25 protein-coding genes are annotated in these 25,848 nt (G+C 72.2%); 13 read left to right on the plus strand and 12 right to left on the minus strand.

What is annotated here, in order from left to right; all coding sequences use genetic code 11:
• Positions 1-438: 438 nt before the first annotated feature.
• The 3 genes from EUA98_RS12870 to EUA98_RS12880 all read left to right on the plus strand — a co-directional run bounded on the left by EUA98_RS12870 (position 439) and on the right by EUA98_RS12880 (position 4,196).
• Positions 439-1,302 (plus strand): P-loop NTPase family protein, encoded by an 864-nt coding sequence (locus tag EUA98_RS12870; RefSeq protein WP_165372827.1) that lies wholly within the window; start codon positions 439-441, stop codon positions 1,300-1,302.
• 118 nt (positions 1,303-1,420) lie between these two features.
• Positions 1,421-3,556 (plus strand): YhgE/Pip domain-containing protein, encoded by a 2,136-nt coding sequence (locus EUA98_RS12875; protein WP_130103096.1) that lies wholly within the window; start codon positions 1,421-1,423, stop codon positions 3,554-3,556.
• Between the two features lie 13 nt (positions 3,557-3,569).
• The gene (locus EUA98_RS12880; RefSeq protein ID WP_130103097.1) at positions 3,570-4,196 is read left to right on the plus strand and encodes a TetR/AcrR family transcriptional regulator; all 627 of its coding nucleotides are present in this window, start codon (positions 3,570-3,572) and stop codon (positions 4,194-4,196) included.
• 12 nt (positions 4,197-4,208) lie between these two features.
• Here the strand turns inward: EUA98_RS12880 and EUA98_RS12885 are convergent, their stop codons facing one another.
• From EUA98_RS12885 to EUA98_RS12915, 7 genes are all read right to left on the minus strand, one after another.
• The gene (locus EUA98_RS12885) at positions 4,209-5,669 is read right to left on the minus strand and encodes a nitronate monooxygenase (protein ID WP_242511475.1); all 1,461 of its coding nucleotides are present in this window, start codon (positions 5,667-5,669) and stop codon (positions 4,209-4,211) included.
• 219 nt (positions 5,670-5,888) lie between these two features.
• Complete coding sequence (locus EUA98_RS12890) at positions 5,889-6,707, minus strand: TrmH family RNA methyltransferase (protein WP_242511477.1); 819 nt, start codon at positions 6,705-6,707, stop codon at positions 5,889-5,891.
• 82 nt (positions 6,708-6,789) lie between these two features.
• Positions 6,790-8,682, minus strand: a complete 1,893-nt coding sequence (locus EUA98_RS12895) for an ABC transporter ATP-binding protein (RefSeq protein ID WP_130103136.1) — start codon at positions 8,680-8,682, stop codon at positions 6,790-6,792.
• 107 nt (positions 8,683-8,789) lie between these two features.
• Positions 8,790-10,541, minus strand: a complete 1,752-nt coding sequence (locus EUA98_RS12900) for an ABC transporter ATP-binding protein (protein ID WP_165372828.1) — start codon at positions 10,539-10,541, stop codon at positions 8,790-8,792.
• 132 nt (positions 10,542-10,673) lie between these two features.
• Positions 10,674-11,780 carry an SPFH domain-containing protein gene (locus EUA98_RS12905; RefSeq protein WP_130103099.1) on the minus strand — a complete coding sequence of 369 codons (1,107 nt, stop codon included), beginning with the start codon at positions 11,778-11,780 and terminating at the stop codon, positions 10,674-10,676.
• Positions 11,777-12,268, minus strand: coding sequence for an NfeD family protein (locus tag EUA98_RS12910; RefSeq protein WP_130103100.1), 492 nt, complete (start codon positions 12,266-12,268; stop codon positions 11,777-11,779). The genes EUA98_RS12905 and EUA98_RS12910 overlap by 4 nt, the downstream gene beginning before the upstream one ends.
• Before the next feature lie 96 nt (positions 12,269-12,364).
• Positions 12,365-13,150, minus strand: a complete 786-nt coding sequence (locus EUA98_RS12915; protein ID WP_130103101.1) for an ABC transporter ATP-binding protein — start codon at positions 13,148-13,150, stop codon at positions 12,365-12,367.
• A gap of 41 nt (positions 13,151-13,191) precedes the next feature.
• Here EUA98_RS12915 and EUA98_RS12920 point away from each other — a divergent pair, with 41 nt between their 5' ends.
• A complete protein-coding gene (locus tag EUA98_RS12920) occupies positions 13,192-13,986 on the plus strand; it encodes an Rv1486c family protein (protein WP_165372829.1) in 795 nt (264 codons plus the stop codon).
• Between the two features lie 43 nt (positions 13,987-14,029).
• Here the strand turns inward: EUA98_RS12920 and glgA are convergent, their stop codons facing one another.
• Positions 14,030-15,247 carry a glycogen synthase gene (glgA, locus tag EUA98_RS12925; protein WP_130103102.1) on the minus strand — a complete coding sequence of 406 codons (1,218 nt, stop codon included), beginning with the start codon at positions 15,245-15,247 and terminating at the stop codon, positions 14,030-14,032.
• An 83-nt stretch (positions 15,248-15,330) separates the two neighbouring features.
• On the opposite strand from glgA, the gene EUA98_RS12930 reads away from it, so the two are divergent.
• Both EUA98_RS12930 and serB read left to right on the plus strand, forming a co-directional pair.
• Positions 15,331-16,572, plus strand: coding sequence for a glucose-1-phosphate adenylyltransferase (locus EUA98_RS12930; RefSeq protein ID WP_130103103.1), 1,242 nt, complete (start codon positions 15,331-15,333; stop codon positions 16,570-16,572).
• Positions 16,573-16,634: 62 nt separating this feature from the next.
• Positions 16,635-17,309, plus strand: coding sequence for a phosphoserine phosphatase SerB (gene serB / locus EUA98_RS12935; RefSeq protein WP_130103104.1), 675 nt, complete (start codon positions 16,635-16,637; stop codon positions 17,307-17,309).
• Between the two features lie 41 nt (positions 17,310-17,350).
• Here the strand turns inward: serB and EUA98_RS12940 are convergent, their stop codons facing one another.
• The 3 genes from EUA98_RS12940 to fabG all read right to left on the minus strand — a co-directional run bounded on the left by EUA98_RS12940 (position 17,351) and on the right by fabG (position 19,439).
• Complete coding sequence (locus EUA98_RS12940; protein WP_130103105.1) at positions 17,351-17,881, minus strand: SixA phosphatase family protein; 531 nt, start codon at positions 17,879-17,881, stop codon at positions 17,351-17,353.
• 6 nt (positions 17,882-17,887) lie between these two features.
• On the minus strand, positions 17,888-18,655 hold the full coding sequence (gene fabI, locus EUA98_RS12945; RefSeq protein ID WP_130103106.1) for an enoyl-ACP reductase FabI: 768 nt from the start codon (positions 18,653-18,655) through the stop codon (positions 17,888-17,890).
• A gap of 73 nt (positions 18,656-18,728) precedes the next feature.
• Complete coding sequence (gene fabG / locus EUA98_RS12950) at positions 18,729-19,439, minus strand: 3-oxoacyl-ACP reductase FabG (protein ID WP_130103107.1); 711 nt, start codon at positions 19,437-19,439, stop codon at positions 18,729-18,731.
• A gap of 238 nt (positions 19,440-19,677) precedes the next feature.
• Here fabG and EUA98_RS12955 point away from each other — a divergent pair, with 238 nt between their 5' ends.
• The 3 genes from EUA98_RS12955 to EUA98_RS12965 are packed head-to-tail and all read left to right on the plus strand — an operon-like array spanning position 19,678 to position 21,198.
• Positions 19,678-20,013, plus strand: coding sequence for a DUF3099 domain-containing protein (locus tag EUA98_RS12955; protein ID WP_242511478.1), 336 nt, complete (start codon positions 19,678-19,680; stop codon positions 20,011-20,013).
• Complete coding sequence (locus EUA98_RS12960; protein WP_350339501.1) at positions 20,006-20,323, plus strand: hypothetical protein; 318 nt, start codon at positions 20,006-20,008, stop codon at positions 20,321-20,323. Before EUA98_RS12955 ends, EUA98_RS12960 begins: the two co-directional genes overlap by 8 nt.
• Entirely contained in the window at positions 20,320-21,198 is an 879-nt protein-coding gene (locus tag EUA98_RS12965; protein ID WP_130103108.1) for an SURF1 family cytochrome oxidase biogenesis protein, read from the plus strand. Before EUA98_RS12960 ends, EUA98_RS12965 begins: the two co-directional genes overlap by 4 nt.
• Here the strand turns inward: EUA98_RS12965 and EUA98_RS12970 are convergent, their stop codons facing one another.
• Positions 21,199-22,797: an ABC-F family ATP-binding cassette domain-containing protein gene (locus EUA98_RS12970; protein WP_130103109.1), complete on the minus strand. Its 1,599-nt coding sequence runs from the start codon at positions 22,795-22,797 to the stop codon at positions 21,199-21,201.
• 117 nt (positions 22,798-22,914) lie between these two features.
• Here EUA98_RS12970 and EUA98_RS12975 point away from each other — a divergent pair, with 117 nt between their 5' ends.
• The 4 genes from EUA98_RS12975 to ypfJ are packed head-to-tail and all read left to right on the plus strand — an operon-like array spanning position 22,915 to position 25,841.
• The gene (locus EUA98_RS12975) at positions 22,915-23,571 is read left to right on the plus strand and encodes a biotin transporter BioY (protein WP_130103110.1); all 657 of its coding nucleotides are present in this window, start codon (positions 22,915-22,917) and stop codon (positions 23,569-23,571) included.
• Between the two features lie 6 nt (positions 23,572-23,577).
• Positions 23,578-24,276: an energy-coupling factor ABC transporter ATP-binding protein gene (locus EUA98_RS12980; RefSeq protein WP_130103111.1), complete on the plus strand. Its 699-nt coding sequence runs from the start codon at positions 23,578-23,580 to the stop codon at positions 24,274-24,276.
• A 47-nt stretch (positions 24,277-24,323) separates the two neighbouring features.
• Positions 24,324-24,953: an energy-coupling factor transporter transmembrane component T family protein gene (locus tag EUA98_RS12985; protein WP_130103112.1), complete on the plus strand. Its 630-nt coding sequence runs from the start codon at positions 24,324-24,326 to the stop codon at positions 24,951-24,953.
• 9 nt (positions 24,954-24,962) lie between these two features.
• Entirely contained in the window at positions 24,963-25,841 is an 879-nt protein-coding gene (ypfJ, locus tag EUA98_RS12990; protein ID WP_130103113.1) for a KPN_02809 family neutral zinc metallopeptidase, read from the plus strand.
• Positions 25,842-25,848 lie beyond the last annotated feature (7 nt).

Raw genomic sequence — 25,848 nt, forward strand, 5'->3', positions numbered from 1 at the left:
CCGCCCCTGCGCTCGTCGGTCCGCGAATTGCGATACGACAAACCCTAACCGGGGCCACTGACATTCCCCGCGCCCGCCGAAAGATATCCACAACGGGTCGCCGAGAGCAGCAGGAATCTGTGGAAAGAACGACGAAACAGGCGCCTGGGGACGGGTGACGGACAGAAATAGATCGACCCAGAACACCGTCAGCACGACTTTGCACAGGTGCCAGCAGCCGACTGTGCCCTCGGGCTCCGGCCAAGCCGCGCCCCGCCACCGCAGCCACCCCGCCACCGCAGCCGACCCACGTGTCCTCGATCACACCGCGGCACCCCGGCCCCCTCCAGAAGTGCAACCAGGCCCGATCGGGGCTACGCTTACTCTTTGTACTGACCGGTCAGTTTAAGAGATGCGTCGAGAAGTCCCCGTCGCACCACGACCCCAGAGGTTCTCGCCATGTCACGCCATCTGCCTGCGCCCCGCACCGCGCCCACCGCGACCACCGCGACCGTCACCCCCGCAGGGGCCACAGCGCTCACCCCGACTGCCCCGCTCGCCACGCCAGCGCCGCCCACCTCTGCCAGCCAGACGCCCGCTGCCGACACCACCCCCTCTCGGCAGCCGCCGCGCGCCGTCGTCGCGGAGGGACTGAGCCTGCACGGCAAACGCGGGCTCGTGTACGGCCCCGTCGACCTCACCCAGGAGGTCGGCACGATGCTGATCATCCAAGGGATCCAGGGATCGGGCCGATCGAGCCTGCTGCTCACGCTCGCCGGTCGGATGGTGCCCGACAAAGCATCCAGCCTCACGGTGCTCGGGTACGCGCTCCCCCATGCGCGCAACCAGGTCCAACGCCACGTCGCCGTCGCGGGCTTCGCGGGGATCGACGACCTGGACGAGTCGGTCCGGGTGTCCGACGTCGTCCGCGAGCGCATGGCCTGGCTCACCCCGTGGTACCGGCGGGTGCCGCGGATCACCCAGCGCGGCTTTGCCGATCTGGTCGATCCGCTCTGGGGCGACCGGCCGCTCCCCCGCGTCACGGCCAAGATCTGGGACCTCGACGAGGTCGACCTGATGCTGCTGCGCATCGCCCTGGCCATGACCCAGAAGCCCGACCTGCTCGTCGTGGACGACGTCGACCAGGTGCGCGACAGCGTGCGCCGACAGGTCGTGTGGTCGTGCCTCGAGGCGGTCGCAGCGGCGGGCACCACGGTCATCGCCTCCGTCTCGTCCCTCGGCGAGGCCGCCGCGATGTCGTGGACGATCCGGCCGCAGCAGTTCCATCTGAGCACCGCCACGCACGATCTCGCAGCCGCCTGACCGTCACCCGCTCCGCCGCCCCCACCGGCACTCCGCCGCCTGCGAGCGGCACCCCGTCGCACCCGCCGCACCCGCAGCACCCCACCGTGCCGCGCCCCGCACTACCGATCGGACCATCGTGATCTCCCTCCTCTCCACCGGCACCGAGCTGCGCAGGTTCCGCCACGGCACCCTGCCCAAGATCGCCGTCGGCGCCATGCTGCTCATCCCGCTGCTCTACGGGGCGCTGTACCTCTGGGCGTTCTGGGACCCGACCGGCAACCTCGACAACCTGCCGGTCGCCCTCGTGAACGCGGACACCCCGGCGCAGGTCGGCGGCACGACCCTGGACGCCGGGTCGGACGTCGCGGCGAGGCTGCTCGACTCGAAGGACCTCGACTGGGTCGTGGCCGACGCCGACGAGGCCGCCGACGGCGTCTCGGACGGCACCTACTACTTCGCCCTGACGATCCCCGCGGACTTCTCCGAACGGATCGCCTCCGCCGGCGGGGACGACCCGACCGCCGCCGAGCTGGAGGTGACCTACAACGACGCGAACTCGTTCCTGGCCACGACCCTGGGCCGGCAGGCCATGTCCCAGGTCCGCACCGCGGTCTCCGACACCGTCGGCGAGCAGGCCGTCGAGTCGGTCCTGGTGGGCCTCGGCTCCGCGCACGACGGGTTCGCTCAGGCCTCCGACGGCGCGGTCACGCTCCGGGCCGCGAGCGGCCAGCTCGCCGAGGGCGCGACCCAGGGCGCCGACGGAGCGGCATCCCTCGCCACGGGGGCGGCTACCGCTGCCCAGGCGTCCGCCACCGTCGCGGCCGGGGCCGCAGAGCTCGCGACCGGCGCCACCGACGCAGCCACCGGCGCCACCGCCCTCGCGACCGGTGCCGCCGACGCCGCCCTCGGTGCCTCGACCCTGGCACCCGGCGCCACTGCCGTCGCTGACGGCGCCACCGCCGCGGCGTCGTCCGGCGAGACCCTGGCGGCCGGTGCCGCGCAGGTGGCGACCGGCGTCGATGCCGCCGCGGCGAAGGTCGGGTCCCTTGCCGGGCAGCTCCCGGGGCTCAGCGCCGGCCTGACTCCGATCGGGTCCTACCTCGCGACGCAGGCCAGGACCGGTGATGTCGACGCCCAGCAGCTGCTCGCCGGCCTCCAGACGCTCACCGCCTCCCTTCCGGGCGAGGCCGAGCTCACCGCCATGCAGGCCGACCTCGCTGCCCTCGACACGGGCGCCCACGCCGTGGCGACCGGTGCGACGACGTTGGACACCGGTCTGGTCACCCTGGCCGACGGCGCGAACCAGGTCTCCGGCGGGGTCACGCAGCTCGCCACCGGCACCCGCACGCTGTCCGACGGCGCCGGCCGGCTCGCCACCGGCACGGGCGCCCTGGCGGACGGGGCGAACAAGCTGTCCGACGGGGCGGGACAGCTCGCGACCGGCACCGACACCCTTTCCGTCGGGTCGGCGGACCTGGCCGACGGCGTGAGCCGCGTGGCCGACGGCGCCGGACTGCTCGGCGACGGGACCCAGACCCTCAGCGACGCGCTGACCGACGGCGCCGCCCGGCTGCCCGCCGACTCGGCCGCGCTCCGGGCCCAGCGCGCGAAGGTGATCAGCTCACCGGTGTCGATCGGCTCGACCGACACCGCCGAGGCGGAGGGCTTCGGCGAGGGCTTCGCGCCCTTCTTCATCCCGCTCGCCCTGTTCGTCGGGGCCCTCATCACCTGGCTGCTCCTGCGCCCGGTCCCCCCGCGCGCCCTGGCGACCCCCGCCTCGGGCTGGCGGGCCGCGCTCGCCGGCTTCCTGCCGGCGCTCGCGATCGGCGTCGGGCAGGTCGTGATCATGCTCGCCGTCATCCACTACGGGGTGGGGCTGGAGTACTCGAGCGTGGCCGGCACGGTCACCTTCACCCTGCTGATCGTGGCGGCGTTCCTCGCCCTGCAGCAGACGCTGAACGCGGTGTTCGGCCCGGCGGCGGGCAAGGTCGCGATCCTCGCCCTGCTCATGCTCCAGCTCGCGTCGTCGGGCGGGACCTATCCGGTCGAGACGACCCCGCTGTTCTTCCGGGTCATCCACCCGCTGCTCCCGATGAGCTATGCCGTCAGCGGCCTGCGCGAGGTCATCACCGGCGGGATCGACGCTCGGCTGTGGACGTCCGTGGCCTACCTCGGGGCGCTCCTCGTGGTCTCCCTCACGATCACCGCCTGGCGGGCCGGGCGGATGCGGACCTGGAGCCTGAGCCGGCTCCACCCCGTGCTCGCGATCTGACAGGCTGGCGCTCATGGACCTCGAACCGGCCACCGCGACTGTCAAGGCCGCCCCCGCGACCCCCGAACGGCAGGCGACCCCCGAACGCCGCGGGGACACCCGCCAGCAGATCATGGCGGCCGCGATCGCCCTGATCTCCGACCAGGGGTTCTCCGCGACGTCCGTGGAGGAGATCGCCGCGGCGGCGGGGGTGGCCAAGGGCAGCGTGTACTACAACTTCGGGTCCAAGGAGGAGCTGTTCACGACCATCCTCACCGAGGGGGTCACCCGCCTGAGCACGGCCCTGCGCGCGGCGAGCGCCGGACTCGAGGGTCAACGTGCCCTCGAGGCCCTCATCACCGAGCTCCTGACGCAGGTGCACGAGCACCCCGATTTCGCCAAGCTGATCACCGCCGAGATCTTCCGCACCGGACGCCACTGGCAGGAGTCCGTGCGGCTCGTGCGGGACGACTCGATGGGCGCGTTCGCCGACGTCGTGCACCGGTCGCGTCCCGATCTGGACGCCAAGCTCGTGGGCGCGGCGGTCTTCGGCGCGACGCTCGTGGCGGGGCTCGAATGGCTGGTCTTCTCGCCCGAGCGCACGTTCGCGGAGCTCCGCGCCGCGGTGCTGGTGACCACGGGCGGGATGCTGGCGGCCTGAGGCGGACGGGCGCTACCCGACGAGGAAGGCGACAGCCTCGGTGGCGGTCCAGCCGTCGGGGTAGGTCGCGAGCAGATCGGTGACACCGGCGAGATCGGCGCCCAGGGTGACCAGGGCCTCCTCGCGGTACCCGTCCTTGCGGGTCTGCCCGAGCGAGACGTTGGTGAGCAGGGCGTTGCACAGGCACTTGCGCCCGACGGTCTCCTCGAGGGTCCCGCCCTTCTTCAGGAACATGTGCACCGGCTCGGACGGGCAGCGATAGCCGACCGTGCCCGGCTCCTTCTCGAACGCGACCCTCAGGTGGCCGACGTCGCACAACCGCGGCCGGGCCTCGTACATCGCCTGGTCGGACTGCGTACCGGCCAGGGTCGCGACCTTGAACGGGAAACCTGTCGGCGAGGCGCGCGGGTCGGTGCGGACCTCGAGCGTGCCGTCGGCCAGACCGCTGAGCATGTCCAGGCGGAGCGAGTTCTCCACGCCGGACTCCTCGGACAGCGAGAACAACGTGCCGACCTGGACCCCCGCGGCGCCGGCGGAGAGCGCCTCGGCGACCTTGTCGGGGGTGCCGTACCCGCCGGCCAGCCAGAACGGCAGCCCGACGTCGGCGACCTTGACCAGGTCCGCGTCGTCGCGGGGCCCGAAGATCGGCTGGCCGTCGTCGTCCAGGACCATGCGGCCGCGAGGCGGCGCGTTGTGCCCACCGGCCGGCGGCCCCTCCACGACGAACCCGTCGGGCCGGGTCGCCTCGTCCTTGGCGAGATACGCGGACAGCACGTGCGAGGACACGATCGCGAGGAAGTGGGGCCGCCGCAGCGGCGCCAGGCCGCCGCCGGTCAGCTCGACCGGGTCCAGCCCGACGGCGTAGTTCTCGGTGCCGCCGATCACGTGGAGGCCGATCTCCGAGTAGTCGTGGCGGGCGAGCTCGGTCAGCATCCGCGGGATCTCGGACGGGATCCCGGCGCCCATGAGGACGTAGTCGACGCCGGCGAGCATCGCGCCGTACGCGGCGCTCGGCGTCGCCATCTGGATCTTCTCCAGGAAGTTGATGCCCACCAGGCCGTCGTGGCCCTCCTTCGCCAGCCACACCTCGGCGTAGTTGGCGATGACCGAGAGCTCGAGCGACTTGACCGTCGCCTTGAGCCCGAGCTTGGGCACGGGTGCGTACGGCTTGTCCGGCGCCTTGCCGCCCTCGATGAAGTACTTGCGCAGGACGTGGTGCGCGATCGACGGGATCGGGAAGTCCGCCAGCGCGCGCCGGATGTCGCCGTCGAGGTCGCCGTCCTGGAGCCGCCGGGCCACCACGACGTCGAGCGCCGTTCCGGACACCACCCCGAGCTGGCCGGTGCGCGCGACCGCCTTGGCGAGCTGCCAGGAGGACACGGCGACCCCCATGCCACCCTGGATCACGGTCGGAAGCACCTGGCCGTCAAGACGGCCAGAGCCGTCGACGCCGGTCGTGGTCATCTGGGCCATGATCAGTTCCTCCAGCAGCGCTAACTTACGGGGTCGTAACTTACGCTAGCGTAAGTTTTTGCCCGGCCAGTTCCGCCAACCGAAGTCTGGGACATCCCGCCCCCGAAAAGCGCCGTGTGCAGGGGAAACAACGCAGCCCCCATGGGTACACGACGCCGTCGGCCCGTTGTACTTCACGCCGGCCACCCGTCGCTGAACCGGCCAGGTCAGCGGGGCAGGTCAGCGGGGCCGCGACGCCCAGAACGCCACGGCGCTGGCGGCGGCCACGTTGAGCGAGTCGACGCCCGCCATCATCGGGATCTTGACCACGACGTCCGCCGCGGCGATCGCCGCCGGGGAGAGCCCGCTGCCCTCCGTGCCGAGCAGCCACGCGATCTTGCCGGGGAGCGCGCGCTCGAAGTCGTCGAGCGAGACGGCGTCGTCGCTCAGTGCGAGCGCGACGAGGGTGAAGCCTGCGTCCCGGAGCTCGGCCAGCCCGCCCGGCCAGGCGGCGATCCGGTGGTGCGGCAGCGAGATCGCGGCGCCCATCGAGACCCGCACCGACCGGCGGTAGAGCGGATCCGCGCAGCGCGGCGAGACCACGACGCCGTCGACCCCCAGCGCGGCAGCGCTGCGCAGGACAGCCCCGACATTCGTGTGGTCGACGATGTCCTCGAGGACGGCGATCCGCCGCGCCCCCGAGAGCAGGTCGTCGAGCGCGATCGGCGCCGGGCGGTGCATGGCCGCCAGGGCACCGCGGTGCAGGTTGAAGCCGGTGATCGCCTCGACGACCCCGGGGGTGCCGACGTAGACCGGCACGTCGCCGTCGCGCTCCGCGACCACGCGCAGGACGCCGGCGAGGTCACCGAGCCATCGCTCGGTCATGAGGAACGACCGCGGGCGGTGCCCGGCCCGGATCGCCCGTTCGATGACCTTCGAGCTCTCTGCCATGTACAGGCCCTTGCCGGGCTCGTCCCGCGAGCGCAGGGCCACGTCCGTGAGGTGGAAGTAGTCCTGCAGTCGCTCGTCACCGGGATCGGTGACCTGGATGATCGGCACGCGCCGATCCTGCCACCTGCGCTGCGGGGTTCTCCCCGGGGCGGCCCGGGTGCCGCCCCGCACTGCCCGGCGAGCCGCCCGGTCAGTCGATCGGGGCCGCCGCGAGCGCGAACTGGCTGGCGTACAGCGCGGCGTAGGCCCCGTTCGCCGCGAGCAGGTCCGCATGCGTGCCCTGCTCGACGATCGCGCCGTGCTCCATCACGAGGATCACGTCCGCGTCGCGGATCGTGGACAGGCGGTGCGCGATGACGAACGACGTCCGTCCGGCGCGCAGCGCGGCCATGGCCTGCTGGACCAGCACCTCGGTGCGCGTGTCGACCGAGCTCGTGGCCTCGTCCAGGACGAGGATCGCCGGGTCCGCCAGGAACGCCCGCGCGATGGTGAGCAGCTGCTTCTCCCCCGCGCTCACGTTCGCGCCCTCGTCGTCGAGCACGGTCGCGTACCCGTCCGGCAGCGTGCTCACCAGGCGGTCGACGTGCGTGGCGTGCGCCGCGGCGAGCATCTGCTCGCGGGTCGCGTCGGTCGCGCCGTAGGTGATGTTCTCCTCGATCGTGCCGCCGAACAGCCAGGTGTCCTGGAGCACCATGCCGATCTTCGAGCGCAGCGCGTCGCGGGTGAGGGTGGCGACGTCGATGCCGTCGAGGGTGATCCGGCCCGCGTCCACCTCGTAGAACCGCATCAGCAGGTTGACCAGGGTGGTCTTGCCGGCACCGGTCGGGCCGACGATGGCGACCGTCTGCCCCGGCTCCGCGACCAGCGAGAGGTGATCGATCAGGGGGCGGTCCTGCTCGTAGCGGAACGAGACGTCCTCGAACGCGACCCGCCCGCGGACGGGCACCGGCAGGATCGCCGGCACCTCGGGGTCCGGGCTCTGCTCGGTCGCGTCCAGCAGCTCGAAGACCCGCTCGGCCGAGGCGACCCCCGACTGGAGCAGGTTCATCATCGAGGCGATCTGGGTGATCGGCTGCGTGAACTGCCGCGAGTACTGGATGAAGGCCTGCACGTCGCCGAGGGTCATCGTCCCGGAGGCCACCTTCAGCCCGCCGACGACGGCCACGATCACGTAGTTGAGGTTGGCGACGAACCCCATCGCCGGCTGGATGATGCCCGAGATGAACTGCGCCTTGAAGCTCGCGGCGTACAGCTCGCCGTTGCGCTCGTGGAACGTGGCGATGGCCTGCTTCTGCCGGCCGAAGACCTTGACCAGCGCGTGCCCGGTGTACATCTCCTCGATGTGGGCGTTCAGCTTGCCGGTCCACGACCACTGCGCGACGAACTGCGGCTGGGAGCGCTTGGCGATGGCGACCGTGATGACGATCGACAGCGGCACCGTCACCAGCGCGACGAGGGCCAGCACCGGCGAGATCCAGAACATCATCACGATCACCCCGATCACCGTCAGGACGGCGGTGATGAGCTGCGAGAGCGTCTGCTGCATCGTCTGGGCGATGTTGTCGATGTCGTTCGTGACCCGGGAGAGCACCTCCCCGCGCTGCTGACGGTCGAAGTACCGCAGCGGCACGCGCGACAGCTTGGCCTCGACGTCGGCGCGCAGCCGGAAGGTGGTGCGCTGCACGACACCGGTCGTGAACCGGCCCTGGAGCCAGCCGAACAGGAACGACCCCACGTAGATCGCCAGCACGGCGAGCAGCACCCGGCCGAGGCGGTCGAAGTCGATCCCGGCCCCGGGAACCACGTCCATCCCGCCGAGCAGGTCCGCGAACGTGTCCTGGCCCTGCGCGCGGGCGGCGTCGATCGCCTCCTGCTGGGTGATCCCGGCCGGCAGCTGCCGGCCGATCACACCCTCGAAGATGATGTTCGTCGCCGTGCCGAGGATCTTCGGCCCGAGCACGACGAGGGCGACCGAGGCGACCGCGAGGCTCATGACGACGGCGATCTGGAGCCGCTCGGGGCGCAGCGCCCCGAGGAGCCGGCGACCCGACGCCCGGAAGTCCATCGACTTCTCGGCCGGCATGCCGCCGCCCATCATCGGACCGTGCCGCATCCCGCGCGGTGGCCGTGGAGCCGGTTCGGTGTCGTCGTCGTGGACGTCGCTCACGTCTGCGTCCGTGCGCTCGTCGCTCACGCCGCCTCCTCCTCGGTCACCTGGGACAGGACGATCTCGCGATAGGTCGCGGACGTGGCCATCAGCTCGGGATGCGTCCCGACGCCGACGACGGCGCCGTCGTCGAGCACGATGATCTGGTCGGCCTGGCGGATCGTCGAGACCCGTTGGGCGACGATCACGACGGTGGCGTCCCGCGTCTCGGGGACGAGCGCGGCCCGCAGCGCGGCGTCCGTGGCGAAGTCGAGGGCGGAGAACGAGTCGTCGAACAGGTAGATCGATGGTCGTTTCACGAGCGCCCGGGCGATGGCCAGGCGCTGACGCTGCCCGCCGGACACGTTCGCGCCGCCCTGCGAGATGCGCCCGTCGAGGCCGTCGGGCATGGCCTCGACGAACTCCCGCGCCTGCGCGACGTCGAGCGCGTGCCACAGCTCGGCGTCGGTCGCGTCGGGTTTGCCGTAGCGCAGGTTCGACGCGACGGTCCCGCTGAACAGGAACGGCTTCTGCGGCACCAGCCCGATCAGCGCCCACAGGTCGTCCGGCTCGAGGTCGCGCACGTCGATGCCGTCGACGAGCACGGTGCCACCCGTGACGTCGAAAAGGCGTGGCACGAGGCTGAGCAGCGTCGTCTTGCCGGACCCCGTCGACCCGATGATCGCCGTGGTCTGCCCCGGCCGGGCCGTGAGGCTCAGGTCGCGCAGCACCGGCGACTGCGCGCCCGGGTAGCGGAACTCGGCGCTGCGCAGCTCGAGCTGTCCGCGCGGCTCGCCCGGGCCGGGCAGCGACTCCGCCGGCACCGGGTGGGCCGGGCGGCGCACGGTCGGCTCGGTGTCGAGCACCTCGACGATCCGTTCGGCGGAGACCACGGCGCGGGGCACCATCACGAACATCATCGTGGCGATCATCACGGCCATGAGGATGTACATGATGTACATGAGGAAGGCCGTGAGCGCCCCGATCGTCATCTGACCGGTGTCGATGCGCTGGCCGCCGAACCACATCACGGCCACGCTGGACGCGTTCATCACGAGCATCACGGTCGGGAACATGAGCGCCATCAGCTTGCCGACCCGCACCGAGGTGTCGTACAGCGCCGAGTTGGCCACTCCGAACCGCTCGGACTCGCGCCGCTCGCGCACGAACGAGCGGATCACCCGGATCCCGGTGATCTGCTCGCGCAGCACCGCGTTGATCTTGTCGATCCGCTTCTGCATGGCCCGGAAGTACGGGATCATCCGGCTCACGATCAGGCCGACGGCGATGCCGAGCACCGGGACGACGACCAGGAGCAGCCGGGACAGCGCGACGTCCTCGCGCAGCGCCATCACGACGCCACCGACCAGCATGATCGGCGCCATCACCATCATCGTGAACGTCAGCAGCACGACCATCTGCACCTGCTGGACGTCGTTCGTGGTGCGGGTGATCAGCGACGGCGCCCCGAAGTGGCCGACCTCCTGGGCGGAGAAGTCCTGGACGCGGGTGAACAGGCCCTCGCGCACGTCCCGCCCGAACGCCATCGCGACCTTGGCCCCGAAGTACACCGCCGCGATCGCGGTCAGGACCTGCAGCAGGCTGACCGCGAGCATCCAGCTGCCGGTGCGCAGGATGTACCCCGTGTCGCCCACCGCGATGCCCTGGTCGACGATGTTCGCGTTGAGGCTGGGCAGATAGAGCGTCGCGAGCGTCTGGATGAGCTGCAGCACGAGAACCGCTGCGATGGGCGCGGTGTAGGGGCGCAGGTATCCGCGCAGCAACCGGATCAGCACGAAATCTCCCGAGGGTCGCGCAGTGACGGGAAGGGTGCGCGAACACGATGCAGCCTGCCACCACCCGGCGGCAGGCAGCGCATCTCGCCCTGGGCTTTCCTCAGGGCGAGATGCGTCGTGCGGGGTTCCGGGCTAGGGCTTCTGCCCCGCCTCGGCGTCCGGGTCGAACGGGAACCCGCTGAGCGTCCCGGCGCTCGTGGCGTCGGCCGTCGCGGCCTGGGACTCCCGGCGCGCCTCGGCGAGAGCCACGGCGGGGTCGGTCAGCGCGGTCGGCGGCAGCTCGCCCGCGAGCGGGGACCAGCCGGGCGGACGGACGGGCTCGGCACCTTCGGCCGGTGCCTCCATCGCGCCCGCGAACCCCTTGGTGAACTGGCTGAGTGCGCCGGTGAGCTCGGACGGGATGATCCAGACCTTGTTGGCCTGGCTGTTCGCGATCTTCGGCAGCATCTGCAGGTACTGGTACGCGAGCAGCTTGGGGTCGGGGTCGCCACGGTGCACGGCGTCGAAGACCTGGAGGATCGCGCGGGCCTCGCCCTCGGCCGTGAGGATCGCCGCCTGGGCGGAGCCCTCGGCCCGCAGGATCGCCCCCTGCTTGTCCCCCTCGGCCGTGAGGATCTGGGACTGCTTGACCCCTTCGGCCGTGAGGATCGCGGCGCGCCGGTCGCGCTCGGCGCGCATCTGCATCTCCATCGAACCCTGGATGCTCTGCGGCGGATCGATGGACTTGAGCTCGACGCGGTTCACGCGGATCCCCCATCGTCCGGTCGCCTCGTCGAGCACCCCGCGCAGCTGACCGTTGATCTGGTCGCGGCTGGTCAGGGTCTGCTCGAGGTCCATGGACCCGATCACGTTACGCAAGGTGGTGACGGTGATCTGCTCGATGCCGAGGAGGTAGTTGGCGATCTCGTAGACCGCGGACTTGGGGTCGATGACCTGGAAGTAGATCACCGTGTCGATGCTCACCACGAGGTTGTCGGAGGTGATCACGGGCTGCGGGGGGAACGAGACGACCTGCTCGCGCAGGTCGACCCCGGCCCGCACCCGGTCGACGAACGGGATCAGCAGGTGCAGCCCCGGCTCGAGCGTGCGCGAGTACCGACCGAGCCGCTCGATGACGAGCGCGGTCGCCTGCGGCACGATCCGGACGGCCCGGACGATCGCGACGAACACGAAGATGAGGAACAGACCCAGGACGAGATAGCCGGCAATGGTCCCGAGGTCGACCGGACTGTCATTCATGCGTTCTCCTTGTGCTCAGGAAAGCCGGGTTCTGCGGGTGGCGCGAGGTGCATCGGCGGCACGGAGCCGTCCACGATGGCGGTGGCACCGTCGAGGCGGACGACCCGCACCTCGGCGCCCACGGGGAAGGCGAGCCCGTCGCGGGCGGTCCGGGCGGACCAGACCTCGCCTGTGAGCTTGATGCGCCCACCGGCCGGGCCGACGTCGGCCACCACCGTGGCGACCCGTCCGACCTGGGCTGCGGCGTTGGTCTCGACGAGGGGCATGCGGCCCCGCAGCCGGCGCAGCAGCCAGGGGCGCAGGGCGAACAGCAGCAGCCCGGACACGACGGCGAAGGTGACGAACTGCACGCCGACCGGTGCCCCGAGCGCGTTGGCGAGCGCGGCCGCGAGCGCCCCGCCCGCGAACATGACGAGCACCAGGTTCACCGAGACGACCTCGACCACGATGAACAGCAGCGCGGCGCCGACCCACCAAAGCACGTCCATCACGAACTCCCCTCGCTGGACCAACCGCGGAACCGACAAATACCCTCTGACGAGGCCTTACGTACCAATCCTAGGTGCCTGTCCGGCGGGCGTGACCTATCTCGTCGCGCGCGCCGACCAGCGATCCGCGGACTGCTCCACCACGAGGTCGAGCCCGAAGGCACCGGTCAGGTTCTGGGCGGTGAGGACCTCCGCGATGGGGCCGGCCGCGTGCACGTGCCCGTCGGTGAGCAGCAGCACGTGCGTGAACCCCGGCGGGATCTCCTCGACGTGATGGGTGACGAGCACCAGGACGGGCGAGCGTCGATCCCGCGCGAGCTCGGCGAGAGCGGCCACCAGCTCCTCGCGTCCGCCCAGGTCGAGGCCCGCGGCGGGCTCGTCCAGGAGCAGCAGCTCCGGATCGGTCATGAGGGCCCGCGCGATCTGCGCCCGCTTGCGCTCGCCCTCACTGAGGGTGCCGAACGAGCGATCCGCGAGCCCGTCCACCCCGAAGGCCGACATCAGGTCGTGGGCACGCGCCTGGTCGAGGTCCTCGTAGCTCTCCCGCCACCGACCGGTCACGCCGTAGGCGGCGGTGAGCACGACGTCCCGCACGGTCTCCGACGCGGGGATGCGGTCCGCGAGCGCCGAGCTCGCCAGCCCGATGCGCGGCCGGAGCTCGAACACGTCGACCCGGCCCAGCCGCTCGCCGAGCAGCTCCGCGACGCCGGACGACGGGTGCATCCGGCCGGCCGCGATCTGCAGGAGCGTCGTCTTGCCCGCGCCGTTGCGGCCGAGCACGACCCAGCGTTCACCCTCCCGGACCTGCCAGCTCACCGAGTCGAGGATCGTCTTGGTCCCCCGACGGATGGACACGTCCTGCAGGTCGAGCACCACGTTCATGGTGAGCGACCCTAGCCTGCGCAGCACGTAGGTTGGACGGCGTGGAGGAATCGGCACCGCTGTTCGACCTGCCCCGATCCGTGCTGCTCGCGCTCTGGGTCCAGCACGTGCCCGTGGGTTCCGCCCCGCTGCAGCAGGCCGTCGACGCCGTCCAGGGTGACGACGAGCCCCACACGATCGAACCCGCCGACGACGTCACCGTGCCGGGCGACCGGCTCGCGGACCTGTTCGCGTCCTGGGCGAGCGGTCCGCGCGAGGTGGCCGCCCTGCTGCCGGCGCCGGGCGACCTGGCCGGGGTCCCGGCCGCGATCAGCGCGCTGGCCGTCGAGGCGGGCGAGTGCGTCCTGGTCCGCACACGGGAGGGCGCCTTCGCGGCAGTCCCGCAGATCGAGGAGTTCGGGAGCGCGCTCGAGCCGGGGCATCTGGTGTCCTGGGAGGTCCGGCGCATCCCCGAGTGGCGCACCGCGCTCCTCGGCACGGTCGGCTCCCTGGCCGACTCGGAGCGCGACCTGCGGGGAGCCCTCGTGGCGGCGACCGAGGCGCTCGCCTCCCTCGACGTGGCGCGCTGGCGCCCCGACGCTGCCAACGCCATCGCCGCCCTGCGCGCCGACGCCGATCCGGGCTGGCTCGTTCCGCCGGGGCTCGACGGACGGCGGCTACGGGTCCTGGTCTCGGCGGCCCGCCTGCGGGCGATCGTCGATCTTGCGACGGCCGACGACGGCGGCGCGGTCAACCTGTGGCAGGCCGACCAGCGGTCCACGGCGCTGCGCGAGGTCGACCGCGCCGCGCGCCGCGCGATGTGCGCGGCCACGACGCAGGTCGACCGAGGGGCCTGACGAGCTCCCTCTCCGGCGAGCTCACTGACCAGCGAGCACCGTCCTATCCGGCGAGCACCGTGCGGTAGACGGCCAGCGTGCGCTCCGCGATGGCATCCCACGCGAAGTGGTCCTCGACCCGGGTGCGCGCGGCGACGCCCATGGCTGCCGCCCGGACCGGATCCCCGGCGAGCTCCGTCAGGGACGCCGCGAGGTCGGCCACGAACGCCTCGGGGTCGAGCGGTGTGCCCGTCCCGTCCTGGGCCTGCGCGATCGGCACCAGCAGGCCGGTCACGCCGTCCGCGACGACCTCCGGGATGCCGCCGGTCGCGGTGCCCACGACCGGCAGGCCGACGGCCATGGCCTCGAGGTTGACGATGCCGAGCGGTTCATAGATGGACGGGCACGCGAACACGGTCGCGCTGGCGAGCACCGCCACGAGCTCGTGGCGCGGCAGCATCTGGGAGATCCACACGACGCCGTCACGCTTGGCCGCGAGCGCCGCCACGAGGCCCTCGACCTCGGCCGCGATCTCCGGGGTGTCCGGGGCGCCCGCGCACAGGATGACCTGGACGTCGGCGGGCAGCCGCTCGGCCGCCCGCAGGAAGTAGGGCAGCCCCTTCTGGCGCGTGATCCGGCCGACGAACACGACCGCCGGACGGTCAGGGTCGATCCCGAGGCCGCGCACGATCGCGTCGGCGGCGGCCAGCGCCTCGTCGTCCGCGGGACGCTTCCAGCCAGCCAGGTCGATGCCGTTGTGCACCACGTGCACCCGGGCGGGGTCGACCTGGGGGTAGCACCGCAAGATGTCGGCGCGCATGCCCGCGCTCACCGCGATGATGCCGGCGGCACCCTCGTAGGCGGTCCGCTCGGCCCAGCCGGACAACGCGTACCCGCCGCCCAGCTGCTCGGCCTTCCACGGCCGCAACGGCTCGAGGCTGTGCGCGGACAGGATGTGCGGCACGCCGTGCAGGAGGCTCGCGAGGTGGCCGGCGAGGTTCGCGTACCAGGTGTGGGAGTGCACCAGGTCGGCGCCCGCCACGTCGTTGGCCATCGCCAGGTCGACGCCGAAGGTCGCGAGGGCCGCGTTGGCCGAGGCGAGCTCGGCCGGGACCGCGTACCCGGTCACCCCCGCCTCGGCCTCGGGCCCGCGGGGCCCGTCGAAGCAGCGGACGCGCACGTCGATGCTGCGTCGCAGGACGGCCGACAGCTCGGCGACGTGCACACCGGCCCCGCCGTAGACGAAGGGCGGGTACTCACGTGTCAACAGATCTACTCTCACGCGCGACACGCTAGCGCGACACGAACCGTGCTGCTGACAGCGATGGTTGGCGGCTCGCCCGCTTGCGGGCCTAGGGTCAACCCATGGCAACGCCGCGCATCCTTGCAATTGTCCTCGCGGGTGGGGAGGGGAAGCGGCTCATGCCGCTCACCTCCCACCGAGCCAAGCCGGCTGTGCCGTTCGGCGGCATCTATCGACTTGTCGACTTCGCGCTCTCCAACGTCATCAACTCGGGCTACCTCAAAGTCGTCGTGCTGACGCAGTACAAGTCGCACAGCCTGGACCGCCACATCGCCAAGACCTGGCGCATGTCCTCGCTGCTGGGCAACTACGTCGCCCCCGTCCCCGCACAGCAGCGGGTCGGCAAGCACTGGTACCTCGGCAGCGCCGACGCGATCTTCCAGTGCCTGAACATCATCGACGACGAGCGCCCCGACATCGTCGTCGTGGTCGGCGCCGACCACGTCTACCGCATGGACTTCTCCCAGATGGTGGACGCCCACATCGAGTCCGGCGCCGAGATCACCGTGGCGGCCATCCGCCAGCCGATCGCGATGTCGACCGAGTTCGGCGTCATCGAGACCGACCCGAGCGACCCGACCCGGATCTCCGCGTTCCGGGAGAAGCCGTCCGACCCGATCCCGCTCGCGGACTCCCCCGGCGAGATCCTCGCGTCGATGGGCAACTACGTCATCAACGCCGATGCGCTGGTGCGTGCCGTCACCGCCGATGCCGAGAACCCGACCTCACGCCACGACATGGGTGGCGACCTCGTCCCGGCCTTCGTCGAGCGTGGAGAGGCGGGCGTCTACGACTTCATCCGCAACGACGTGCCCGGGTCCACGGATCGCGACCGCGACTACTGGCGCGACGTGGGCACCATCGACTCGTACTTCGACGCGAACCGCGACCTGATCTCGATCGAGCCGGTCTTCAACGTCTACAACTTCGACTGGCCGCTGCACACGGGCTACACCGGCCTGCCGCCGGCGAAGTTCGTGCACGCCGGGCCGGACCGGATCGGCTACGCGGCCGACTCGCTCGTGTCGCCGGGTGTGATCGTCTCCGGTGCCGGGGTGTCGGGTTCGGTCCTGTCCCCGGGCGTGTACCTGCACTCCTGGTCGGCAGTGTCCGACAGCGTCCTGATGGACGGCGTCCAGGTGCACCGGCACGCGCAGGTGCACCGGTCGATCCTGGACAAGAACGTCGTCGTGCCCGAGCGGGCCCGGATCGGGCTCGACCGCAAGCACGACCTCGAGCGCGGTTTCACCGTCACGGACTCGGGGATCACGGTCGTCCCGAAGGGCACCGTCGTCGAGGTCTGACGCACCGCCGGCGTGGGCAGGCACAACGCGGTACCTGCCCACGCCGTTACCCTGCCCGGGTGATGAACCACCCGACCGTCAGCCCGCCCGCCGCCCGCCCGCGCACCCGCCGCCTGGTGGTCATGGATGTGGACTCGACCCTGATCACCGCCGAGGTGATCGAGCTGCTCGCGGCCCATGCCGGCTCGCGCAGCCAGGTCGTCGCCATCACCGACCGGGCGATGCGCGGCGAGATCGACTTCGCCACGTCGCTGCACGAGCGGGTCGCCACGCTGGCCGGGCTCCCGGTCCAGGTGCTCGACGACGTCCGGGCCGAGGTCGAGCTCACCCCCGGAGCCCGTGAGCTGCTCGCCGAGCTCTCCGCCCGCGGCTGGCCGGTCGGGCTCGTGTCCGGCGGTTTCGCCGAGGTCGTCGAGCCGCTCGCCGCCTCGCTCGGCATCTCCCGGACCCGGGCCAACCGGCTCGAGGTCGCCGATGGTCTGCTCACCGGGCGCGTGCGCGGCGCCGTGATCGACCGCGCGGCGAAGGCGGCCGCCCTGACCGAGTACGCGCAGGCCGAGGGCATCGCGATGGCCGACACGATCGCCATCGGCGACGGCGCGAACGACCTCGGGATGCTCGCGGTCGCCGGCTTCAGCGTGGCCTTCAACGCCAAGCCCCTGGTGCGCGCCGCCGCACACGCCGCGGTCGACGGCCGGCTGGACGCCGTTCTCGCCCTGATCGACCACCGGGACTGACCGGACGCAGCGCCCGGGCTCGCCGTCGAGCGGTCAGCCGGTCATCCGGTCGGTGCGACGACCGCCCGCAGCCGGGCCGCCCCGCGCTCGAGCTCGCTCCACGGCCCGGCGACGTCGAGCACACAGAACGTCCCGGTCGACATCCCGGCCCGCACGTGGGCCACGGCTGACTTGTCCGAGTGCGCGCCGGCGAGCGTGGCGGCGACGGCCGACACGGTCGGCTCGTGCCCGACGACGAGCACGGTGCGCACGCCGTCGCCGATCCCCCGCACCTGCCCGACCATCTCGGCCACCCCGGCCTCGTAGAGCAGGTCGCTGATCTCGACGACCGGCTCGGCACCGCCGAGCGCGCCGCGGACCAGGTCCCAGGTCTGTCGCGTGCGCACCGCGGCGGAGCACAGCACGAGGTCCGGGACCAGGTCGCGTTCGATCAGGGCCCCACCGACCCGCAGGCACTGCCGGCGGCCGGCCAGGGCGAGGGAACGCAGCGCGTCAGCCTCGCGGCCGCCGGGCTCCGCCTTCGCGTGCCGCAGCAGCACGAGCCGCCGCGGGTGGTCCGTCGCGCTGGGCATCGCGGCCTAGGCCCCGGTCGCGTGCAGACCGCCGTCGACGTGCACCATCTCGCCCGTGGTCGCCGGGAACCAGTCCGAGAGCAGGGCGGCGACCGCGCGGGCCGTCGGCTCCGGGTCCTCGATGTCCCAGCCGAGCGGCGCCCGCTCGGGCCAGCCTTCCTCGAGCCGGGACACGCCGGGGATCGACTTCGCGGCCGTGGTGCGGATCGGACCGGCGGACACGAGGTTCACGCGGATGCCCTCCGGGCCGAGGTCCCGGGCGAGGTAGCGCGACGTTCCCTCGAGCGCAGCCTTGGCCACGCCCATCCAGTCGTAGACCGGCCAGGAGAAGCGGCCGTCGAAGGTGAGTCCGACGATCGACGAGCCGCGACCGAGCAGCGGCTTGGCGGCCACGGCGAGGGACTTCAACGAGTAGGCCGAGACCTCGATGGCGGTCGAGACGTCCTTCCACTCGGCGGCCAGGAAGTTGCCGCCCATGACGGACTGCGGGGCGAACCCGATCGAGTGCACGACGCCGTCGAGGTGGTCGGTGTGCTCACGGACCCGATCGGCGAGCGCCGCGAGGTCCTCGTCGGACGTCACGTCCAGCTGGATGACGGGCGCGGGCAACGGCAGCCGCCGGGAGATCGCCTGGGTGAGCCGGAACTGGCGGCCGAAGGAGGTCAGCACGACCTCGGCGCCCTGCTCCTGCGCGAGGCGCGCCACGTGGAAGGCGATCGAGCCGTCGGTGAGGACACCGGTGATCAGGAGCTTCTTGCCGTCGAGCAGACCCATGAGCTGACTTCCGTTCGGTTCGGGTGGGGCTAAGTGCGGGTGGGGGTGCAGGCGGTGCGGGGCGAGCGGACGGTCAGTGGCCCATGCCGAGGCCACCGTCGACGGGGATGACGGCCCCGTTGACGTAGGCCGCGTCCTCGGAGGCCAGGAACAGCACGACGCCGGCCACCTCGTCGGGCTGGGCGAACCGGCCCGCCGGGATCGCGGCGCGGTAGGCGGCCTGGCGCTCGGCGGGCAGCTCGGCGGTCATCGCGGTGTCGACGAACCCGGGGGCGACGACGTTCGCGGTGATCCCCCGCCCGCCCAGCTCGCGGGTGATCGACCGGGCCATGCCCACGAGCGCGGACTTCGACGCCGCGTAGTTGACCTGGCCGGGCGAGCCGTACAGCCCGACGACCGAGGAGATGAAGATGATGCGTCCGCGACGCAGCCGGATCATGCCCTTGGACGCGCGACGCACGCACCGGAACGAGCCGGTGACGTTGACGTCCAGCACCTGCTCGAAGTCCTCGTCGGTCATCCGCAGCAGCAGCTGGTCACGGGTCACCCCCGCGTTCGCCACCAGCACCTCGACCGGCCCGTGCGCGGCCTCGATGGCGGTGAAGGCGGCATCGATCGACGCCGTGTCGCGGACGTCACCGACGACCCCGAGCACGCCCTCCGGCAGCTCACCGGTGCGGTAGATCGTCGCGACCTTGTCCCCCGCGGCGACGAACCGCTCGGCGATCGCCCGACCGATGCCCCGGTTCGCTCCGGTCACCAGCACGCTACGGGGTTCACTCACGCGTCATCTCTCTTTCCCAGGGCACTGCGTCCGACAGACCGGTGTGGCGAGGTCTGAACGGCGGATCGCCGCGCTCGCTCGCGGTCACGGGGACTGACGGTATCTGACCTTCCGCGGCGGTGGTGAGCCTTGCGTCGGACACGATCGGGCCGGAGCGTTGTATGAAGCCCACAAGAACGCCCTGCCGCGGGACCCGATCCGGCGGGCCACGGCGGACCCGACCGCGTAAACTCACCCGGTGAGCAAGCCACGCTCCGGAACCCCCGAGGTGCCCCGGATCACCTCCGTCCCCGAACCGCTGAGCGACGAGGTCGCGCGGCGGACCCGTCGGTATCTGATCCAGATGGGCATCCGGATCGTGTGCTTCATCGGCGCGGTCGCGACCTGGGGTCGCGTCCCCGGCTGGATCTCCTGGCTCCTCATCGCCGGCGCGGTCGTGCTGCCGTACATCGCGGTGATCCTGGCCAACGCCGGCCGCGAACGCCCGGACGACGCCGTCCCGCTGATGACTCCCCGGGCCCTGGGCAGCGGGGCCGACGGCGATCGGACCGGCGAGGATGGTCGGCGTGACTGACCCCCTGAACCCCGTCCCGGACTCCATCCACGAAGCCGTGTGCCGGGCTCGTGGCTGCGGCGCGCCGGCCCAGTGGGGCCTGCTCTGGAACAACCCCAAGCTGCACACGCCGGACCGCCGCAAGGTGTGGCTCGCCTGCGCCGACCACCGGGCCCACCTCGAGGAGTACCTCGGCACGCGCGGGCTCCTGCGCGGCACCGTGCCGGTCACCGAGCTGCCGGTCGCCGACCTGCCGGACGCCGGGTCGCCGACCGCCGGCGACGAGCCGCGTCTCGGCGGCATCCTCGGAGCGCTGCGAGACCGACCGTGAGCCCGGCCGCCCGGCGCGCCGCGGGACTCGTCCTGCTCGCGGTGGTGCTCGCCGTGACGTGCGGACTGCTGGGCCGCTGGCAGTGGAACCGGCACCTCGCCCGCGACGCCGTCATCGCGGTGATCGAGGCCGGCTACGGCGCCGACCCGGTCCCGCTCGCGGACGTGCTCGACTCGCCGGGCGATGCCCTCGCGGGCGACGAGGTCTGGCGCCCGGTCACCGTCGTCGGGCACTACGACGCCGGCGCGACCGCCCTCCTGCGCAACCGCCCGATCAACAGCCAGGCCGGCTTCCACGTCCTGGTGCCGTTCGTCGTGACCGACCCCGCCCAGGCCGGATCCGCGCCCCTCGAGGCGGGCGACCGGCCCGCCGTGCTCGTGGTCGACCGCGGTTGGATCCCGACCGGGGAGAGCTCGGAACGCCCGGACACCCTGCCGGCGGCGCCCAGCGGGACGGTCGAGATCACGGTCCGGCTGCGGGCCGACGAGCCGCCCTCCGCCCGGGACGCCCCCGACGGCGAGGTCCAGGCCATCTCGATCGACCAGGTGCTGGCCGCCGGTGGCCGCGACCCCGCAGACGTCGACGCCTATGCCGCCTACGGCGCGCTGGCCACGGAGGAGTCGGCCGTCCCGGACGACATCGGGGTGCTCCCCAAGCCGAGCACGGACCCCGGGTCCCACCTGTCCTACGCGTTCCAGTGGTGGACCTTCGCGCTCGGATCGCTGATCGGGTTCTCCATCCTCGCCCGCCGCGAGCTGCACGAGGCGTCCGCCGGTGATCCGACCGGACGACCCGCGCGGCCCACCGGACGCCGGGGCAAGGGCCCGAGCGCCGAGGAGATCGAGGACGCGCTCATCGACTCCCAGCTGGGCTAGCTACGCCAGGGAGATCAGGTCCGCGTAGTCCGGGCCCCAGAGGTCCTCGACCCCGTCGGGCAGCAGGACGACCCGTTCGGGGTTGAGCGCCTCGACCGCGCCCTCGTCGTGCGAGACGAGCACGACAGCGCCCTCGTAGTTGTGCAGCGCGCGCAGGATCTCGCCACGGCTGGCCGGGTCGAGGTTGTTCGTCGGTTCGTCCAGCAGCAGCACGTTGGCCGACGACACGACCAGGGCCGCGAGCGCGAGCCGGGTCTTCTCACCACCGGAGAGCACCTTGACGGGCTTGTCGGCGTCGTCCCCGGAGAACAGGAACGAGCCGAGCACGTTGCGCACCTGGGTGTCGGTCATGTCCGGCGCGGCCGAGCGCATGTTCTCCACGACCGAGCGGGTGTCGTCGAGGGTCTCGTGCTCCTGCGCGTAGTACCCGAGCTTGAGCCCGTGCCCGGCCTTGACCGAGCCGGTGTCCGGCTTGTCGACGCCCGCGAGCATCCGCAGCAGGGTCGTCTTGCCCGCACCGTTGAGCCCGACGATGACGACCCGGCTGCCCCGGTCGATCGCGAGGCTGACGTCGGTGAAGACCTCGAGCGAGCCGTACGTCTTGCTCAGGCCCTCCGCCGTCAGCGGCGTCTTGCCGCACGGCGACGGGGTGGGGAACCGGATGTGCGCGATCTTGTCCGACGCACGGACCGCCTCGAGCCCCGCGAGCATCCGCTCGGCCCGGCGGGCCATGTTCTGCGCGGCGACGGCCTTGGTGGCCTTGGCCCGCATCTTGTCCGCCTGCAGCAGCAGGACCGACGCCTTCTTCTCGGTGTTCGCCCGCTCGCGCTTGCGCCGCTTCTCGTCGGTCTCGCGCTGGTGCAGGTAGGCGTCCCACTTGAGGTTGTACTGGTCGAGCTCGCCGCGGTTGGCGTCCAGGTGGAACACCTTGTTGGCCACCGCGCGCAGCAGGTCGTTGTCGTGGCTGATGACGATCAGGCCACCCGGGTACGCCTTGAGGTAGTCGCGCAGCCAGACGATCGAGTCGGCGTCGAGGTGGTTGGTGGGCTCGTCGAGCAGCAGCGTGTCCACGCCCGAGAACAGGATCCGGGCGAGCTCGACCCGGCGGCGCTGGCCACCGGAGAGCGTGCCGCACTCCTGCTCGAGCACGCGGTCGTCGAGGCCGAGGTTGGACGCGATCCGCTCCGCCTCGCTCTCGGCCGCGTACCCGCCGGCCGCCGTGAACCGCGCCTCGAGGCGGGTGTACCGCTCCATCGCGGCGTCGCGCGTCTCGTCGACGACGCTCGCCATCGCGACCTCGGTCTCGCGCAGGCCCCGCACGATCTCGTCGAGGCCGCGGGCCGACAGCACCCGGTCCATCGCGAGCATGGTGTGGTCGCCGGTGCGCGAGTCCTGCGGCAGGTAGCCGACCTCGCCGGTGCGGGTGATCTGACCGGCAGACGGCTGGCTCTCCCCCGCGAGGGTCTTGGTGAGCGTCGTCTTACCGGCGCCGTTACGGCCGACCAGGCCGATGCGGTCCCCCGCAGCGATCCGGAAGCTCGCCGCCTCGAGCAGGACGCGTGCGCCGAAGCGCAGCTCGACGGCATGGGCAGTGATCAAGAGGTTTCCTTCGAACGCGGCCCGCGAGCGTTGGATGCGGGCACAAACGCACACGAGTCTACGACCGGCTAGCGTGGGAAGCCGCCCCCGACCACCCCCCGACCACCGAGGAGACCCATGTCGACCGCGCCCCAGAACGAGCCCCGCACCTCGCCGACACCCTCGGGAGCGGTCGCGCTGCCCTCCGTCGGCGCCCGCGGCAGAGCCCGATCCGGGACCACGACCGACGTCGCCCTGGTGGCGACCTTTGCTGCCTTCATCGCCGTGTGCGCGCTCCTGCCGTCGATCCCGGTCGCCGGGATCCCCGTGCCCATCACGCTCCAGACGTTCGGTGTGCTGCTCGCAGGGGTGGTCCTGGGCCCGCGCCGCGGCGCGGCCGCCGTCGGTCTGTACCTCGCCGTCGGGCTGGCCGGAATGCCGGTGTTTGCGCAGGCCACAGGCGGTCTCGCGGTCGTGGCCAAGCCGTCCTTCGGGTACCTCATCGCCTTCCCGCTGGCCGCCGCCCTGGCCGGGTACGTCGCCTCGCTCGCCCGGCGGGTGCGCCCCGCCCTGCGGCCGTTCGTCCTCTTCGGCGCGGCGATGAGCGGCAGCCTCGTCTTCATCCACCCGATCGGCATCGCCGTGATGGGCTGGCGGCTGGATCTCGACCCGGGTGCCGCGATCGCGCTCGGGGCGACGTTCGTGCCCGGAGACGTGATCAAGAACATGCTCGTGGCCGTCGTCGCGGCCGCGATCTTCCGCGCCTTCCCGGACATGCTCCGCGTACGTCGCTGATCTCACATGATCACGTTCGAGTCCGTCGCGGTGCGCGCCGAGTCGACCCCCGGGGCGCCGGACGTGACGATCCTCGCGGGGGTCGACCTGCACCTGGTCGAGCGCCGGGTCGCCGTCGTCGGCGCGAACGGGTCCGGCAAGTCGACGCTGGCGCGGCTGGTCAACGGGCTCGTCCTGCCGACGGACGGCCGGGTGCTCGTGGACGGCCTGGACACCGCGCGGGACGGCGCCGCGATCCGGCGCCGGGTCGGGTTCGTCTTCACCGACCCGGACGCCCAGCTCGTCATGCCGACCCCCCGTGAGGACGTCGCCCTCTCGCTGCGGCGCCTGACGCTCGATGCGGCTGAGCGCGCCGAGCGCGTGCATGGCGTCCTGGCGCGGTTCGGGCTCGCGGCGCACGCCGAGGTGAGCGTGCACGCGCTGTCGGGTGGGCAGAAGCAGCTGTTGGCGCTCGCCGGCGTGCTGGCGACCGAGCCGGCCATCCTCGTGTGCGACGAGCCGACCACCCTGCTGGACCTGCGCTGGCGCCGGGTGGTCGACGAGCTGCTCGACTCCCTCGACCAGCAGGTCGTGCTCGTGACCCATGACCTCGACGCGGCCGCGCGCGCCGACCGCGTCCTGGTGGTCGACGGCGGCCGGATCGTGGCCGACGGCGACGCCTGGGGCGCCATCGAGACCTACCGCGACCGGATGGCGGTCCGATGAACGGCACAGTCCGATGAACGGCACAGTCCGATGAACGGGGCAGTCCGGTGAGCCGGCGGCGACGCTCCCCCTGGATCGGTCCGCTCGGTCTGTACTCCCCGGGGTCGACCCCGCTCCATCGCGCGCCCGTCGGCGCGAAGCTGACCGCACTGGCGCTGCTCGGTCTCGCCGTCGTGCTGGTCCGCGGCCCGGTCGGGGCACTGGCGCTCCTCGCGGTCGCGGCGGCAGCGGCCGCCGTCGCACGTCAGCCGGCCCGCGCGACCCTGACCGGCCTGGTCCCCGTCCTGGCGACCGCGGCCGGCCTCGCCGCCTTCCAGTGGTGGCAGCAGGGTCTTGCCGCCGCGATCGAGGTGAGCGTCGACCTGCTCACCCTCGTGGTCGCGGCGGGAGTGGTGACGGCGACCACGCCGGCCGACCGGATGCTCGACGCGCTCGAACGCGCCGCCCGACCGCTGCGGCACGTGGGGCTGCGGCCCGAGAGCTTCGCCCTGTCGGTCGCCCTCATGCTGCGCACCGTGCCGGCCCTCGTGCAGACCGCCGCGGAGGTCCGCGACGCGGCCCGGGCCCGCGGCCTCGAGCGCAACCCACGGGCGCTGCTCGTGCCCGCCGCCGTGCGGACGGTCGCCCGCGCCCGCACCACCGGCGCGGCGTTGGCCGCTCGTGGGCTCGGCGAATAGCCTGCACGCATGACGTTCCAGGACGGTGGCAGCTTCGAGGGTGGCCGGGTGCGCACGCGTCGCGGCGGGCGTGGGGTGGCGATCGGCGGCGGGCTCGGCGGCCTCATCGTGCTGATCGGGGCCCTGTTCTTCAACGTCGACCTGTCCCCGATCGCCGACGGGCTCGGCGGCGACACCGGCGGGGAGCAGACCGAGGAGTACGTGGCCGAGTGCTCGGCCGAGCAGGCGAACGCCGCCCGCGACTGCCGGTTGTCGGCCACGGCGCGGGCGCTCGACACCTATTGGTCCGACGCGCTCGCCCCCCTGGGTGTGGCGTACACCCAGCCCGGCGTCGTCAGCTTCGAGCAGGCGACCGACACCGCCTGCGGCAGCGCGACCAGCGCGACCGGACCGTTCTACTGCCCGCCCGACCAGACCGTGTACGTCGACCTCGGCTTCTTCGACGACCTGCGGACGCGGTTCGGCGCGTCCGGGGGGCCGCTCGCCGAGGAGTACGTCATCGCGCACGAGTTCGGCCACCACATCGAGCAGCTGACCGGTCTGCTGACCGCCGCCGACCGGTCCGGCACCGGTCCGACCTCGGACTCGGTCCGGATCGAGCTCACCGCCGACTGCTTCGCCGGGATGTGGACCGGTCATGCCGCTACGACGGTCGATCCCGCGACCGGGGTGCCGTTCCTCGCCCCGATCACCGCCGCGGAGCTCGCGGACGCGCTCTCGGCGGCATCCGCGGTCGGCGACGACCGCATCCAGGAGAGCGCGACCGGGACCGTCGACCCCGAGTCCTGGACGCACGGCTCGAGCGAGCAGCGCCAGCGCTGGTTCAGCGCCGGGTACGACGGCGCCAGCGTGCAGGAGTGCAACGCGCTCGAGGCTGCGACCCTCTAGCCGCGGC

Origin of the sequence: Pengzhenrongella frigida (assembly GCF_004168625.1) — a bacterium.
Taxonomy (GTDB): Bacteria; Actinomycetota; Actinomycetes; order Actinomycetales; family Cellulomonadaceae; genus Pengzhenrongella; species Pengzhenrongella frigida.

Coding starts and splice junctions, on each gene's coding strand:
- EUA98_RS12870 (WP_165372827.1), top strand. CDS start 439: ATGTCACGCCATCTGCCTGCGCCCCGCACCGCGCCCACCGCGACCACC.
- EUA98_RS12880 (WP_130103097.1), top strand. CDS start 3,570: ATGGACCTCGAACCGGCCACCGCGACTGTCAAGGCCGCCCCCGCGACC.
- EUA98_RS12885 (WP_242511475.1), bottom strand. CDS start 5,669: ATGGCCCAGATGACCACGACCGGCGTCGACGGCTCTGGCCGTCTTGAC.
- EUA98_RS12895 (WP_130103136.1), bottom strand. CDS start 8,682: ATGCCGGCCGAGAAGTCGATGGACTTCCGGGCGTCGGGTCGCCGGCTC.
- EUA98_RS12905 (WP_130103099.1), bottom strand. CDS start 11,780: ATGAATGACAGTCCGGTCGACCTCGGGACCATTGCCGGCTATCTCGTC.
- EUA98_RS12910 (WP_130103100.1), bottom strand. CDS start 12,268: ATGGACGTGCTTTGGTGGGTCGGCGCCGCGCTGCTGTTCATCGTGGTC.
- EUA98_RS12915 (WP_130103101.1), bottom strand. CDS start 13,150: ATGAACGTGGTGCTCGACCTGCAGGACGTGTCCATCCGTCGGGGGACC.
- EUA98_RS12930 (WP_130103103.1), top strand. CDS start 15,331: ATGGCAACGCCGCGCATCCTTGCAATTGTCCTCGCGGGTGGGGAGGGG.
- serB (WP_130103104.1), top strand. CDS start 16,635: ATGAACCACCCGACCGTCAGCCCGCCCGCCGCCCGCCCGCGCACCCGC.
- EUA98_RS12940 (WP_130103105.1), bottom strand. CDS start 17,881: ATGCCCAGCGCGACGGACCACCCGCGGCGGCTCGTGCTGCTGCGGCAC.
- fabI (WP_130103106.1), bottom strand. CDS start 18,655: ATGGGTCTGCTCGACGGCAAGAAGCTCCTGATCACCGGTGTCCTCACC.
- EUA98_RS12975 (WP_130103110.1), top strand. CDS start 22,915: ATGTCGACCGCGCCCCAGAACGAGCCCCGCACCTCGCCGACACCCTCG.
- EUA98_RS12980 (WP_130103111.1), top strand. CDS start 23,578: ATGATCACGTTCGAGTCCGTCGCGGTGCGCGCCGAGTCGACCCCCGGG.
- ypfJ (WP_130103113.1), top strand. CDS start 24,963: ATGACGTTCCAGGACGGTGGCAGCTTCGAGGGTGGCCGGGTGCGCACG.